General features: G+C 36.0%; 13 protein-coding genes. 1 reads left to right on the top strand and 12 read right to left on the bottom strand.

The annotated features are described in order from the left end of the window. Positions 1 to 60: 60 nt before the first annotated feature. The 9 genes from ACZ42G_RS01130 to ACZ42G_RS01090 all read right to left on the bottom strand — a co-directional run bounded on the left by ACZ42G_RS01130 (position 61) and on the right by ACZ42G_RS01090 (position 10,301). The gene (locus ACZ42G_RS01130; RefSeq protein WP_464851063.1) at positions 61 to 705 is read right to left on the bottom strand and encodes a response regulator transcription factor; all 645 of its coding nucleotides are present in this window, start codon (positions 703 to 705) and stop codon (positions 61 to 63) included. Next, positions 706 to 1,815, bottom strand: a complete 1,110-nt coding sequence (locus tag ACZ42G_RS01125) for a sensor histidine kinase (protein WP_274893809.1) — start codon at positions 1,813 to 1,815, stop codon at positions 706 to 708. Between the two features lie 86 nt (positions 1,816 to 1,901). Further along, positions 1,902 to 3,044, bottom strand: coding sequence for an ABC transporter permease (locus tag ACZ42G_RS01120; RefSeq protein ID WP_464851062.1), 1,143 nt, complete (start codon positions 3,042 to 3,044; stop codon positions 1,902 to 1,904). Positions 3,045 to 3,046: 2 nt separating this feature from the next. Continuing rightward, positions 3,047 to 4,168 (bottom strand): ABC transporter permease, encoded by a 1,122-nt coding sequence (locus ACZ42G_RS01115; RefSeq protein ID WP_464851060.1) that lies wholly within the window; start codon positions 4,166 to 4,168, stop codon positions 3,047 to 3,049. A 12-nt stretch (positions 4,169 to 4,180) separates the two neighbouring features. Further along, complete coding sequence (locus ACZ42G_RS01110; RefSeq protein ID WP_464851058.1) at positions 4,181 to 5,116, bottom strand: ABC transporter ATP-binding protein; 936 nt, start codon at positions 5,114 to 5,116, stop codon at positions 4,181 to 4,183. Between the two features lie 602 nt (positions 5,117 to 5,718). Beyond that, positions 5,719 to 6,360 (bottom strand): MBL fold metallo-hydrolase, encoded by a 642-nt coding sequence (locus tag ACZ42G_RS01105; RefSeq protein WP_274893805.1) that lies wholly within the window; start codon positions 6,358 to 6,360, stop codon positions 5,719 to 5,721. A 36-nt stretch (positions 6,361 to 6,396) separates the two neighbouring features. Then, entirely contained in the window at positions 6,397 to 8,148 is a 1,752-nt protein-coding gene (locus ACZ42G_RS01100) for a MutS-related protein (RefSeq protein WP_464851056.1), read from the bottom strand. A gap of 40 nt (positions 8,149 to 8,188) precedes the next feature. Beyond that, the gene (gene argS / locus ACZ42G_RS01095) at positions 8,189 to 9,877 is read right to left on the bottom strand and encodes an arginine--tRNA ligase (protein ID WP_464851055.1); all 1,689 of its coding nucleotides are present in this window, start codon (positions 9,875 to 9,877) and stop codon (positions 8,189 to 8,191) included. A 1-nt stretch (position 9,878) separates the two neighbouring features. After that, on the bottom strand, positions 9,879 to 10,301 hold the full coding sequence (locus ACZ42G_RS01090) for a YwiB family protein (RefSeq protein WP_085112446.1): 423 nt from the start codon (positions 10,299 to 10,301) through the stop codon (positions 9,879 to 9,881). A 602-nt stretch (positions 10,302 to 10,903) separates the two neighbouring features. On the opposite strand from ACZ42G_RS01090, the gene ACZ42G_RS01085 reads away from it, so the two are divergent. Next, positions 10,904 to 12,139 carry an IS110 family RNA-guided transposase gene (locus ACZ42G_RS01085; protein ID WP_464851052.1) on the top strand — a complete coding sequence of 412 codons (1,236 nt, stop codon included), beginning with the start codon at positions 10,904 to 10,906 and terminating at the stop codon, positions 12,137 to 12,139. Between the two features lie 155 nt (positions 12,140 to 12,294). On the opposite strand, the gene ACZ42G_RS01080 is transcribed toward ACZ42G_RS01085, so the two are convergent. The 3 genes from ACZ42G_RS01080 to arcC all read right to left on the bottom strand — a co-directional run bounded on the left by ACZ42G_RS01080 (position 12,295) and on the right by arcC (position 15,015). After that, complete coding sequence (locus tag ACZ42G_RS01080; protein WP_464851050.1) at positions 12,295 to 13,383, bottom strand: D-alanine--D-alanine ligase family protein; 1,089 nt, start codon at positions 13,381 to 13,383, stop codon at positions 12,295 to 12,297. 146 nt (positions 13,384 to 13,529) lie between these two features. Next, positions 13,530 to 13,982: an arginine repressor gene (locus ACZ42G_RS01075; protein WP_274893800.1), complete on the bottom strand. Its 453-nt coding sequence runs from the start codon at positions 13,980 to 13,982 to the stop codon at positions 13,530 to 13,532. Between the two features lie 43 nt (positions 13,983 to 14,025). After that, the gene (gene arcC, locus ACZ42G_RS01070) at positions 14,026 to 15,015 is read right to left on the bottom strand and encodes a carbamate kinase (RefSeq protein WP_274893799.1); all 990 of its coding nucleotides are present in this window, start codon (positions 15,013 to 15,015) and stop codon (positions 14,026 to 14,028) included. Positions 15,016 to 15,025 lie beyond the last annotated feature (10 nt).

The following is a 15,025-nucleotide window of genomic DNA, read 5'->3' as shown; positions in this document are numbered from 1 at the left end:
CACATATCACCTCCAAAATTAAGTTTTAAAAGCATATTGTAGTATACCACAACTTCGATGTCATTTAAACTGATTTTTTTCTTTTCCATTTAAGTAATAAATGGCTATCTGCGTCCTATGCTGAAGGGATGTCTTATCAAGTATAGACGATATATAGTTTTTCACGGTTCCTTCTGAAATAAAAAGTTTATCAGCAATTTCTTTGTTGGAAAGTCCTTTCGATATAAGATCCATTATTTCTATCTCTCTTTTCGTGAACATCGACATGTCGATTTTTGAACAGTCACGCTTGCGAATCCCTTCTTTAATCTTGTCAAGAACTACATCCTGTATGACCGAATTGCCTTCGTAGACCATTTTTATGGCACTCTTTATGTTTTCGGGAGAATTATTCTTCAAAAGATATCCTTTTGCGCCGCTTCTTATGGCATCTACTATGTATTCATCGTCGTCAAATGTAGTAAGTATCAAAACCTTCGTCTTTGTACGACTGCATATTTCGTAAGATGCCTGCACACCGTTCATTACAGGCATTCTAACGTCTATCAATGCAACATCTACTTTGTGATTTAAGCAGTAGTTTAAAGCTTTTAGTCCATCGTCAACGCAAGACACTACTTCAAAGTCTTTATCCATTTCCAATATGAGCTTAAGACTTTCTCTAATAAGAGAGTCATCGTCGGCAATAATTATCTTAATCGGCATTCAACATCCCTCCAATGGAAGCAAAAATATCACCGAAAATCCATTTGAACCATCTATAATAACTTTTCCTCCAACGCTTTCACATCTCTCCTCGATGCCTTTAAGTCCAAGTCCTTTTCTTACAACATCAGTGCCAACGCCATTATCTTTCATTTCCACTTTAATAAATTTATTAAGCACGTCAATGGTTAAAGAAACTTTAGTGGCTTTTGAATATTTCATGGCGTTTGTCAACAATTCCTTTACATTTTCCATTATGATATTCCACTGTGAATATGTAATCTTATCAATAATACCAGTGTATTTTAAATTTGCAGAAATATGAGTCTTTAATGCAAAATCATCCAAAACAAGCTTCAATCTGTTAAGCCCCATCTGTTCCGGTGGTGGTTTTATCTCCCTTAATGCAATTCTTATGCTTTCAAGTCCATTTCGCAATGTGTCTATGGTGCTTTGGATCATCTTTTTCGCATCATCTTTGTTTCTATCCATTAGAAGCTTCGAAGCTTCCAACTGCATCAAACTTCCTGATATTGTATGCCCAATATCATCGTGAATTCTCTGTGACAGCTTATTTCTTTCTTCTAACTGTGTAGTGTATTTAAGCTGCCTTTCATACTCTTCATTTTTATCTATTCTTATGTATAAATCCTGTACTTTCCACCTTAATTCATCGTTTCTCTTTTTTAAGCTTTCTAACTTGTCGTATGACATTTTGCTGAGAAATAATATAAGGTACGACATCAACAATGTAATAATATATTCTGGCATCAATTCACTTTTAATAAATATCATAACTGAGAGCGAAACGACAAGGCTAAACAAATACGTAGTCAATCCCGAAAATATCTCATAAATATTAAGTGGAACTAAAAACACAAAAAAGCCGCTGACATAATTATAGGAAAACATCAATAAGCCAATGGATAGAAACAACATAAGCTTTTTTATCATCTTTCCATTTGTTAAATAATACGCCATATTGATACAAATGTATAGAAGAATGAAAGCAACAAACTCTGCCGGATATGTAGCCACATCTGTGTATATGTATTTTACAATAATGTATAAAATAATGATTAATTTTGTCGCAATAATCCACATTTCCATAAAAATATCTCCTTGATAGACTAATTATATTTTATCCCAAAATGATTGTATTTGCACTATAAAAAAATAAGGCTTAAAGCCTTAAATTACACAAAATCTGCCATTTTATTAGACATCTTCATTTTATACGATGCAATCAGTATAAAAGTTAAAGCGAATGCCAGCAATATAAAAATATTCAGCAATACATCACTACTGGACGTGGCACCTTCTATTTTTGTTATGGCGTCAATAGCCCATCTTTGCGGCATAAAATATGAAACCTTTTGGAAAATCTTCGGCATGACTTCAATAGGCCAAAAAGCGCCTCCCAACATACAGCTTGGAGTTATTATCAATGTCGATAATCCTCCAGATTGAGCAGTAGAATCGCTAAATGCTACGATAAGCATACTAAGCCCTATAGCAGATATCCCAAACGCAACAAGAATTACAAATATTTCTAAAAAAGATTTGTCAAAAGGAAGCTTCAGAAACACAGCCAAAAGCAGCATGATAAGCCCTATCTGAAACAAAGTCACTATCATATTCACTATAAAGTTGCTTGATGCATATACTATAGATTTGACAGGTGCAGCGCATATCCTGGAGTAAGTTTTATCTCGTTTTTCCTGCAGCATAAGCTCTGCTATCCTGCTCGTTCCCATCATCAAAAACATTATAAACATACCTACGCTGCGTGTCATTATGTCGTTGATCACGCTTTTGTCTTTAACTGTGTATTCTCCTAATTTTATCAATGCATTTTTTTCGTATTCTTGGTACATTTTATAAAAAGTGCTGCTGTCGCCATTAGAAGAAATCGACAGGTATTTTAAATTGCTGATGTATTCATCGATATAATTTTTTACGGCTAAGGCGACCTCTTTGCCTTTGATAGACACGATTTGAACTTTTAAAGGTTTATCTTCAATTACATTTTTGCTGAAATCTTTCGGAAATATAATCGCAAAATCGATATTTCCTTTTGTAACGTATTTATCCAAATTGCTTTTATCAATATTGACAACTTTGAACTTTTGAGAATCTTTAAACGAGTTTACTAAGTCTTTTGATAATATGCCTGTGTCGTTGTTTATGACTCCAATCGTTAATTTTGAACTGCCGGACAGATTCAACGTCAAAACTACAAAAGGTATTAAAACCGACAACAGTATATAAATCAAATTCCCTTTTCTCCTGAAAAACAATTTTAAAGTATTCTTTACGAGAAGAAAAACGTTTCTCACGATTAGAAAGCCTCCTTTCTAAACAAATAAGCGGCTAAAAACACGAAAACAAAGGCACATGCCAAATTAATGACTATCGCTGCTAATACGTCATTGTAACTATTGGCAAAAGCCACATTTAATATGGCTGAATTCGTCCATTTTATTGGTGATATGTTGGACAGATTTTTAAATAAGGCTTCCGCAGCATCTACCGAAAAATAAGAACCACCCAAAAATGCTATAAAAGGAATTATTGCATTGACAATACCTGAAGCAACGCCGCTGTTTTTAAATAAAAACCCGAGGCAGATTCCAAGACTTATAGAAAATATAATCTCACTTATTATTATCAACGTGATTGTGTATATATCATTTCCCCAATAAGCTTTAAGTATAAACCTGCTGTACAGAAAAACTAAAATTGACTGCAAAAAAACTGATAGCGATGAACCTAAAATTTTTCCCAATAATATCTCATGCTTTTTAGCAAGGGTTGTAAGCAATCTATTGCCTGTATTTCTCACTCTCTCACTGTTTATAGAGTAAATGCCGCTTATAGAGCCATAAAGTATGATTAACGTCAACATGGTGATTGAATAGTAATCGTAAGAAGACGGCTGTCTTTCACTATTTAACGACACTATTTCCGTAAAGTCGTAATTGTCACTTACATTTATTTTTGATAATGATTGTGGATTTTCCTTTGCTACGACAGCAACAACATTAAATCTGTCAACAAAAGTTTTGAGAATCGTCTCAACAATGTTTGTATCAACAAAGTCTCTGTCGTTTTTGTAAAATACTATATTATTTCCTCTTAAGACAATGTAACCTGCACAATTATACTTTACATTTTTAACATCGTTTATGCCACTGGCTATTTCTTTCACCTCATGAAACCTTATCCCCAACTTCTCACAGCTATCCACAAAATTATTAAATCCTTTCGATAGCTCTTTGCTTCCGTTATCTGTGTATTCTACGCTGATATTGCTTATTTTGTGATCGCTATTAAATGTATTTGAAAAAGCAAAACCTAATATGGTCATAAGGACTATAGGAAATAAAACCATGAATACCATAGCTTTCTTACTTCTAAAATTTTCCTTTATTTCTCTCAATGCGATTTTTAATACTCTCATGATCAATCCACCTTAATCTCTTAATTTTCTACCTGTAAGCGTCAGAAACACCGTTTCTAAATCAGGCGTCTGCGTCTCAATGTTTTTGATAGCTATGCCATCAGACGTAAAGTAGTGAATTATCTTGTCAAGGTTGCTGACATCCCTATAGCTTACGATTTTTACCGTATTTTCATCTATATCAATGCTTTTTACTCCGTTAATAGCTTTAAGTTTGTTTTCATCTATATTCGCCACTGAAGTGACAGTTATCATCACCGTATTCGTATCTGTAATGATTGATTTAAGTTCTTCTTTAGTGCCCTCGGCAATTATCTTTCCATGATCGATTATGGAGATTTTAGTGCATATGGCTTCAACTTCCTCCATGTAATGGCTTGTGTATATCACAGTGCTTCCCATCTCATTTAGCTTTTTCACAGATTCTAAAATATGATTTCTTGATTGAGGATCTATGCCGACTGTAGGTTCGTCCAATATTATTATCTTCGGCTTATGCGCTATCGCACATGCTATATTAAGTCGCCTTTTCATTCCTCCCGAAAATTTATTTGCCAGCCAATTTGCTTTGTCTTGTAGACCTACGAATTCCAACGCCATGTCAACACTTTCTTTAAGTTCCCTGCCTTTAAGTCCGTAAAGACTTGCAAAAAAGCTTACATTTTCGTATGCGGACAGTTCTCCATAGATAGCAATATCCTGTGGCACAACGCCAATATTCATTTTAGCGAAATCAGGATCTCTTTTTATGTCCCTCTCCATCACATAGACTTTTCCGCTGTCCATCTTCAAAAGCCCGCATATTATATTTATAGCTGTACTTTTACCGGCACCATTTGGGCCTAAAAAACCGTAAATCTCTCCTTCTTCAATTTCAAGATTTACATTGTCAAGTGCCACTAAGTCCCCAAATCTTTTGGTCAATCTTTCAAATTTCACAGCTTTCATAAACATTCTCCTTTATTTAAATCTTACGTTTAAATCATATAACAAAAATTGATCTTTATTAAGTACAAAAAGTCACTACTTGTATATGACTTTTGTCATAAAAAAAGAGACGGCGATAACCGTCTCCATGATTATATATAAAAAGGCTCGCAATGATCTTCGCTTCAGCCTATATAAATCTTTGCACACCTGTATTAAATCAAACCTTATGACTTAATACAAGCATCTCAAAACCTATATAGACCTTTGCTCGACCATTATAAATACCTTAGAAACCTAATATAATCTCTCGACTATATTAGACCTCCAGCCTAAGTACAACATCAAGCTATACATCTGGCCTGCGGAACTTATAATGATCTTAGCTCGACTATAATACATCTCTTTTAACCTTATATTAATCTCTATGACTAATATAAAGCCTTACAAGACATATTACAGTCTGCCCGCCGACTGATATTGGGCCATTAGATCCAATATCAATCTTTGGCCGATCATCTAAGAACTTTCGTCCTTAGATGATCTTGGCTCAACCATTGCGAACCTTACGATATTATATTGTCCCGATTACGACATAATATACTTAAAAGCATGTGGTAAATTTAGGAATTTTTATAATTCAAAGCGATTACTTCTTTTCTGCCTTCTAAATAATTTTTGTCAATTTCGATTTCATTGGATTGAATCTTTTGTCCGCCTGTCATCTTCAAGAAATTATCCTCTGTTTCAATTGGAAAATCAACGTTGCTTGTCCTATAGTGCATCGCAATGGTCAACTTTGGCTTAAGCTGTTCAACTACTTTTACCGCTTGCCTGTCATCAATCGTGTAATACCCGCCAATCGGCACCATCAATACATCTATATCTCCTATGTCTTTTATCATATCGTCTGTAAGTATATGTCCAAGATCTCCTGCATGGCACACCTTTATGCCATCAACTTCGATCACGAATATAATGTTTTTGCCCCTTTTAGCCCCATGCTCGTCATCGTGAAACACGCTTACTCCTTTTATATGAACACCTTTCACATCGTGCTCACCAGGAGTATTTACGATCTTATAATCTCCTTTTACGGCTTTAAAGTAATTGTGGTCAAAATGAGAATGGGATGATGTCACAATATCGGCTTCTGTTTCAGGCAGCGGGTATCCTACAGTCTTATCAAACGGATCTGTCACTACGCTTATGCCATTTTCTGACACTATTTTAAAGCAGGAATGTCCAAAATACCTTATTTTCACATTAACACCTCCTATGCCATATTATAACACATTATCCTATCCTATATTAACATCATTGGCACGATTCATAGCTTTATCATAAATCTCATCTGGATAGCCTAATAACCTCAATATCTTTATAGCGTTTCTGCTTTTTGATGGCCCTTTTTGTAAAAGATAATTAAATCGCACATCATTATCATCTACTTCTTCTTCAAAATGGTAATTATCGTACATATCTTTTACAAGATTTGTTAGCTCCATGTCATGAGTCGCAGCTACAACAAAGCAATTTTTGCATGCAAGATATTTGAGGACTTCGCAAGCTGCACTTACTCTTTCTGCCGTATTAGTTCCTCTAAAGATTTCATCCAGTATGCATAAGACTGGCACTTCTCCCCCTGTAACATCAATTATCCTTTTTAAAGATTTTGCTTCAATCATAAAATAGCTATCACCGCCAATTATATTGTCCAATGTCCCAATAGATGTCATTACATTAAAAAAACTTGATGAATAATCTTTTGCAAGGACAGTATAAAATGTCTGAGCAAATATGGCATTTATACCTACTGTCTTTAAAAATGTCGATTTGCCCGACGCATTTGAACCTGTCAACAATACACCTCTGCCTGCAACCTCTAATGAATTAGGTACGGGATCTCTTAACAATGGATGATATATATCGACTGCTTTAAAATGATATGGCAAATCCTTATCTAATACCGGTTTTGTATAATACTTCAAACTACTTTTATATGAAGCCAAAGCTATATACGCATCCAACTTTCCAAGCTCAACATATACAGTAAACAATTCATTTTTATATTTGTTAATCAAATTGATCGATCTATAAAAACTTTTTACTTCCACAAGAAACAAAACATTTATAAAAGTAAAAATTCCTGTAGGGTCACCACCTGATGAAGCTCTTTCAAAATTTTCTATCCATTTTATATTATTATAGATCTTCTTTACCTTAATAAAAGCAGATTTCAATGTGGATAAATCATAAATCTGTCCTTTATCCCCCATCTTTATTATCTCATTTGCAGATTTTAAAATTTTTGACATATATTCAAAGACGATTATACCTTCCAACAGTTTGTTTTTAGTATTTGTATAAATCATTCCATTTATCATAACAAGTCCAATTATCAAAAGTATCCCAAACGCATGTGTAAAAGCAATAATGATTGGAGACAAAACAACTAATATAGATAACATTTGTAAAATATAATATGTGGAAATCGGATTTTGATTTATTTTTATTCCTTGCATTAGATAGTTCAAAATATCCACTTCGTATTTTTTGCCAATCCTATGCAATCGGCACTGTACAGACATGGCATAATCTTTATTTTCCATAAATCCTTCAATTACAGCATCCCGCTTTTTTAATTCTCCATCATCAAGCAAAGGAGATTTCAAAAGCGAATATAAACATTGTTGTCCTGCAATTGACATTGTATGATCAAGTTTTCCAAAGATAAAATCCATATCAAGATCATTCCAAGTGATATCATCTACATCCATTTTATGAATTTCATCCTTTTTTATTTCATCCCAAAGCCTTCGTATTGATTCAAAGTTTCGTTTTTCTTCTCTTTCAATTCCCCAGTTTTTTTCTATTTCTTCTTTTATCTTTTTCCTAATCTTATTTTGCTGGACTCTATTCACAATTATCATGATGGCAATGCCTACAAAAGGCATTATAAAGAATAAATGATTCACTTGAAAACCTAATAATAGTCCACCGCCAATAAGAACGACATATAAAAGTTCTAAAATAAATTCTACGCCTTTCATAAATACTCCTCCATAAAAATATTAGGCGGATAATCCGCCTTTACATTTTCTCTGGTGCCGTTATCTTCAGCATGTCAAGCACATTCTTTATTACAATTCTTGTAGCATCGATTAAAACTATCCTTGCTTTCATCAGTTCTTCATCAACACCTCTCACCCTGCAGCTATTGTAAAAAGTGTGAAACAGTGATGCTACGTCGAGTATATACCGCGTGATTCTGTGAGGAGCCATGGTATTTGCTGCTATTGTAATTTCCTCAGGCAGATATGCCAGTTTTTTAATCAAACTAATCTCTGTATCTTCACTCAACAATTTTAAGTTGACTTCTTTTAAATTGTCTGTATCAATCCCATCTTCCTTTAATTGCCTCAATATAGAACATATTCTGGCATGGGCGTATTGAACGTAAAAAACTGGATTTTCATTTGACTGCTCAACGGCTAAGTCCATATCAAAGTCAACAGCGCTGTCTGCCGAACGCATGTTAAAGAAAAATCTCGCGGCGTCTTTACCGACTTCATCAATCAAGTCTCTCAATGTCACCATCTTGCCTGTCCTTTTTGACATCCTCACTACTTCTTTGCCTTTCATAAGTCTTACAAGCTGCATCAAAAGCACATCAAGCCTATCAGGGTCAATACCCAGTGCTTTCATGGCGCCTTTCATCGGTGCCACATGTCCATGATGATCGGCGCCCCATATATCGATGACCCAATCAAAGCCACGAGTTACAAATTTATTCTTGTGGTAGGCTATATCAGATGCTAAATATGTAGGAAAGCCATTAGCCCTTACTAATACATCGTCTTTTTCAGCACCAAAAAGCGTCTCTTTAAACCAAAGAGCACCATCTTTTTCATACGTATAGCCTTTTTCCTTAAGTTCTTCTATGACTGATTCTACTTCACCGCTTTCATGCAGTGTATTTTCAGAAAACCATACGTCGTACTCTATCCCGTACGCTTCAAGGTCCTCTTTAAGTTTAGCTATGTTCTTCTTAAGTCCATACTGTATTAATGCTTTTCTCCTTTCTTCAGGATCTGCATCCTTATACTTGTCACCGTATAGTTCTAAAAATTCTTTTGCTCTTTCAATTATATCGTCGCCGTGATAACCGCCCTCAGGTACTTCTGCTTCTACACCCAATAATTGCAAATAGCGTGCTTCCAATGATAATCCAAATTTTTCTATCTGATTGCCTGCATCGTTTATGTAAAACTCTCTCGTGACATCGTATCCTGCGTAGTCCAATATAGATGAAAGCGCATCGCCTAATGCACCACCTCTGGCATTGCCCATGTGCATAGGTCCAGTTGGATTTGCTGATACAAATTCTACTTGCACTCTCTTGCCATTTCCAATATTCACTCTGCCGTAATCTGAGCCTTTCTCTTTTATAAGCATCAATGCTTCAACGTTATAATCATCATTCAAGTAAAAATTCATAAACCCTGGACCGGCTATCTCCACCTTTTCAATCATGGTGCCTTCAAGTTTAAGTCCATCTTTAATTATCTCAGCGATCTTTCTCGGCGGCATCTTTGCAGATTTCGCCATTATCATGGCTGTGTTTATAGCTAAATCTCCAAATTGTTTTTCTTTAGGCTCCTCTATTTCCACTGATGGAATTTCTTCAATATTTAAAAGACCATTCTTTTTAGCTTCCTCTATAGAGTTCATCACCATTTCAGTTATCTGATTTTTTACCTTTTGTACGATATTATCCAAATCAATTAACCTCCCGCACCGTTAAATGTAGTTCATTATCGCTTAATACTCTTTTATCTAAATCAATGGCATATTTGAGTTTCAACTCTCCACCATTTTCCGTCAAATTTACTTTGATTTCATCAGATTTTACGCCAAGCATTATATTGCCATAAGGTGTCACATAGTTTGATTCATGCCTCGTGTTCTTTTCAAATACCATCTTTGATTGATTGTCTCCAAATCTCATTAATATTACTGAATCTTGGCCAACTTTCAATGTAGTAGTCGTCTTGTCTAAACCGGAAAGTTCCGATTCATCGTACTTTATATAGTAGTATTCGCCTTTTTTCAAAAATTCACCCTCTGTAATAAGCTCTATCGTATCTGTCTCATTTTGAGCATTCTTCTGTGTGCCTTTAACTGTAATCAAAGCTTTTTTCAAGCTAAACTCCCCTCGTATAATATGATTTGTAACCAACCAAAAAGGTCGACCTTTAACAAGATTAATAAAGAACCTTGATATTTAAATATTATTTCATTAAATTTCACCATGATTAAATCTATCAAGTGCCACTTGATACTTATGCATACATCGCATAGCTACTATCTATGTTTGGGAAGATGGGTTGTCAAGCTCGAACGCAGTGAGTTCATTTTAGGCTTGACTACACATCGACCAAACATATAATCCTCACTGCGATGTATGCTCGATTGCTGCATTTTGTATTGTAGTACACGTATTCCCTCTTTCTTCTTCAGGTTGTCTCTGTTAAACTATCTCTAGGATTTGGTTCAGGGTCGCTCTGGATCTCCCCTGAAGACCCTTCTTTAGGGTACTTCTCGCCGAAGACTGCACCCCTGGGATTACTCGTTTAGTTCTTACTCGCTTGCTGTCCATGTCTTACTCTTCCGTATATCTCAGCATCCATACGGTGTATCCTATGGGTATTGACATAGTTCTGATACCGCGAGGCTGTTTCACGGTAATCTGTCAGGGATTAACCTGGTACTGGTCTCAAATTTTTTGTGAAAGGAGGAATTTACGTGCCCAGTACTTTATTCGTCGGTATCGACGTCAGCAGTCAATCTAATTCTGTTTTCTTTATTGATCAAGATGGCAATAACCTCATTAAGAAGCCTTTTTCGGTTTCTAATGATACCCCAGGTGCTGATTCTATCATCTCTGAGGTGATCTCCCATGCTAAAGCTATTGATGCTTCCTCTATCAAAATTGGTATGGAAGCCACCTCTCATTATGCATGGCACCTCCATCTCCACCTGGCTTCTTCTCCTGACCTGGCACCTTTTAACCCTAAATTCTTTGTCATGAATCCAGGTGTCGTTAAGGGTTTTAAAAAGGCTTACACTCATTTGCCTAAAACTGACGATTTTGATGCCAGAGTCATTGCTGATTGTGTCAGATTTGGTAGGGTAAACCCTACTCCCATGCCTGACTTTAAATATGCTGCCCTACAGCGCCTTACTCGCTTTAGATACAACCTGGTACAGACTATATCCAGTGAAAAGAGCAGAGCTTTGAACCTGCTTTATCTCAAGTTCTCTTCATACAAGGAAGACTGTCCTTTTAGCGACGTCTTTGGCTCAGCATCTACTTCTGTCTTTGATTCTTTTACTCCTGATGAGATCGCTGTTATGCCTATGGAGGATCTTGTTGATTTTGTCTTGAGTCATGGTAACAATAGATTGAGCAATCCTGAAGAAATCGCTAAAACACTTAAATCCGCTGCTAACAGGGCATATCGTCTTAATCCTGATATGTGCGATACTGTTAGCATGACTCTGACCATGACTCTTGAAAATATCAGATTTCTTGAATCTCAGCTTAAAAAACTGGATAAAGAAATCTCTAAACAGCTTAATGCCTTTCGCCAAGCTCTGACTACTATTCCAGGCATCGGCGATGTATTAGCCGCAGGCCTTGTGGCTGAGATTGGTGATGTTAAGCGGTTTAAAAATGAATGCGCTGTAGCCAAATTTGCAGGCCTCGTGTGGAACAAATATCAATCTGGCAACTTTAGTGCTGAAGACACCTCTTTAGCTAAGTGCGGCAACCAATATTTGAGGTACTATCTTGTAGAAGCAGCCAATTGCGTAAGGATACACGCAAAAGAGTATGCTGATTTTTACTACAAGAAGTACAATGAGGTTACCAAACACCAGCATAAGAGAGCCCTCGTCTTAACGGCACGTAAGCTTGTGAGACTGGTCTTTGCCTTGCTGAGCAAAGGCCAAATCTACCAACCAGGAGGTAATGGATAGATTTAGCAAATATATTTAACTAAAAATCAGCTAAGTTCCCTTCCAATATTATCCAATATATGGTAGGTTTATTAAGTGTTGCCTTTTTTAGAGTTTTTGAGGCCTTTATTTTTCAATGTTCCAAAAAATACTACTTGACATTACACCGCTTGTCTTTACCAGTTTGTACATTTTTCATTGTATGCAGATAAAGCCAATTGTATAAGCTCATCAATCAGTTTGCTGTATGGTTTTCCTGATGCCTCCCAAAGCTTAGGGTACATGCTGATTTGCGTAAATCCCGGGATCGTATTTAGCTCATTCAAGTAGACTTTACCTGTATTTTTGTCCATCAGAAAATCTACCCTGGCCATTCCTCTCACGTCCAATGCCATATACGCTTTTATTGCTAAATCTCTTATCTCCTCCATCTTAGCATCAGGTATAGGCGCTGGAATGAAAAGTTTCGATGCTTCATCAAAATACTTTGCATCATAATCGTAAAATTCATGTGCTGGAACAATCTCACCAGCGACAGACGCTTCAGGATTGTCATTGCCTAAGACAGAGCACTCAATCTCCCTTGCATCAATGCCTTCTTCTACAATAATCTTTCTATCATACTTTGCTGCAATTTTCAAGGCATCAATTAGCTCACCTTCATTGTGAACTTTTGTTATCCCTACACTTGAACCCATATTTGCAGGTTTTACAAAGCAAGGATATCCAATCTTTTGTGTTATTTCGCTTCTTATCTTGTCATGTTTATCTACGTCATTTAGATCTTTTCTGTATACAACCGTAAATTTTGGAGTTGGTATGCCAGACTCTAGGAATATCCTCTTTGAAAAGACTTTATCCATGCACAATGATGATGAAAGCACATTAGGCCCAACATACGGCATCTCAAGAAGTTCTAAAAGACCCTGTACTGTTCCATCTTCTCCATTGGGGCCATGCAAAACCGGAAAAACCACATCAATCGAATAAAATTCATAGCTCCCGTCTTTAAATGCAATTATCCCCTTGTACATAGTGGAAGGCCCTATCAAAGCAGGCACAGCTTCTTTTTCCCATTCACCTGTGGCGATTTTGTCAACATCACCGCTGTATAAATACCATTGACCTTTTTTCGTTATGCCTACCATGTAAACTTCGTACTTTTCTCTATCTATATTGTTAATTATAGAAGTGGCTGAAACCCTTGATACTTCATGCTCTCCAGACTGCCCCCCAAACAATACAGCTACTTTAAGCTTATCCATAAAAGAATTCATTCCTTTCAAATAGTATACATATAATTAATTATGTATTATTTATTAATTATATTCTAACCCTTTAGAAATATGGATTCAAGCTTAAGTTTTTCAATATAGTAAAATATTAAGGCGGATAAATCCGCCTTAATATTTTAATTTGTCATTTCGCTTTTGAAAATCTCTTTAACAACTGTACTGCCCGCTTTTCTTACCAATATAAAAATTGTATTGTCGCCAGCTACAGAGCCAACGATATCATCGCATTTTAATAGATCTATCATCTCGGCTACGGCAGATGCCGCTCCAGACAATGTCTTTATGACAATGATATTTCTATTACATTTAATATCGACTATTGATTTTAAAAAATTGTTTTTAGGAAGACTGCAGTCTTCATTAAAAGCATATTTATATGATTTCATATCAGTGCTTGGAACTTTTATCAACCTTAGCTCTTTAATGTCCTGAGAAATCGTCGATTGTGTGGCTATAATTTTATTTAACTTAAGCTCCTCTATAAGCTGTTTTTGGTTTATTATTTCCTTTTCTCTTATTATCTCGATTATCTTAGATTGCCTTAAAGCCTTTTGATTATAAGCCATCATTATAAAAACCACCTTTATAAGTATCCACAGCACTTTAAATCTTTTAAGCTTTTAAATTAGCAAGTTTTCTTTCAGCGACAGGACTTAAGATTATGGAAGTTCCACTTATGCCCATCACTGCTAATTTCGCTTTGCTTAACGATGCTATTATCGATTTTCGTCCTGCCTTAGACTCTGCAAACATTATTGCCGCTTTGACCTTAGGCAACATTGAGCCTTCTGCAAAATGTCCTTCTTTTATATATCTTTTGGCTTCCTCTACCGTCAACAGCGATAAATTCTTTTGGTCTGGCTTGTTAAAGTTTATCGCAACTTGTTCTACAGCCGTAAGTATCATGAGAATATCCGCATTTAAAATTTCAGCTAATTTTTCAGAGGCCAGATCCTTATCTATAACTGCTGGAACGCCTTTCAAGCTTCCATCTTCATTTTCAATTACTGGCACGCCGCCACCGCCTACCGCAATAACCACATGTCCTGCATTGACAATCGTTTTTATCAATTGCTCTTCAACGATCTTTTTCGGCATTGGTGATGCGACAACTCTCCTATACCCTCTGCCAGCATCTTCTTTCATTACATATCCTTTCTCTTCCATTAATTTTTTAGCCTGTTCTTCAGTGAAGAATGAACCTACAGGTTTTGTCGGATTTTTAAAACCTGGATCATCTTTATCAACCACCACCTGTGTAACCACAGACGCAACGTCCTTATTGATGCCTCTTTTTATCATCTCGTCTCTAATCGCCTGTTGCAGGTGGTATCCAATGTAACCTTGACTGAATGCACCGCATTCAGGAAAAGGCATAACAGGTATATTTTTATTTACAGAATTAGCAGTTTCATACGTTGATACAATTTGTCCTACCTGCGGTCCATTGCCATGAGAAATGATAACCTCATGTCCATCTTCTATAAGATCTACAATTGCTTTTGCAGTGCTATGTGCTGTCTTAAGCTGTGCTTCTGCAGATGTATCTTTTGGATTTTCTTGAAGTGCATTTCCTCCAAGTGCTACAACGATTCTTGCCATGTTACTTTCT

This window comes from Thermoanaerobacterium calidifontis (genome assembly GCF_055381745.1).
Note: the sequence above shows the minus strand (reverse complement) of the source record. Positions and strands in the feature narration are given on the sequence as shown.

What these genes read in the sequence shown, in the direction of transcription:
- ACZ42G_RS01080 (WP_464851050.1), bottom strand. Translation starts at nt 13,383, where the DNA reads ATGGATAAGCTTAAAGTAGCTGTATTGTTTGGGGGGCAGTCTGGAGAG.
- ACZ42G_RS01130 (WP_464851063.1), bottom strand. Translation starts at nt 705, where the DNA reads ATGCCGATTAAGATAATTATTGCCGACGATGACTCTCTTATTAGAGAA.
- arcC (WP_274893799.1), bottom strand. Translation starts at nt 15,015, where the DNA reads ATGGCAAGAATCGTTGTAGCACTTGGAGGAAATGCACTTCAAGAAAAT.
- ACZ42G_RS01075 (WP_274893800.1), bottom strand. Translation starts at nt 13,982, where the DNA reads ATGATGGCTTATAATCAAAAGGCTTTAAGGCAATCTAAGATAATCGAG.
- ACZ42G_RS01100 (WP_464851056.1), bottom strand. Translation starts at nt 8,148, where the DNA reads ATGAAAGGCGTAGAATTTATTTTAGAACTTTTATATGTCGTTCTTATT.
- ACZ42G_RS01125 (WP_274893809.1), bottom strand. Translation starts at nt 1,815, where the DNA reads ATGGAAATGTGGATTATTGCGACAAAATTAATCATTATTTTATACATT.
- ACZ42G_RS01110 (WP_464851058.1), bottom strand. Translation starts at nt 5,116, where the DNA reads ATGAAAGCTGTGAAATTTGAAAGATTGACCAAAAGATTTGGGGACTTA.
- ACZ42G_RS01115 (WP_464851060.1), bottom strand. Translation starts at nt 4,168, where the DNA reads ATGAGAGTATTAAAAATCGCATTGAGAGAAATAAAGGAAAATTTTAGA.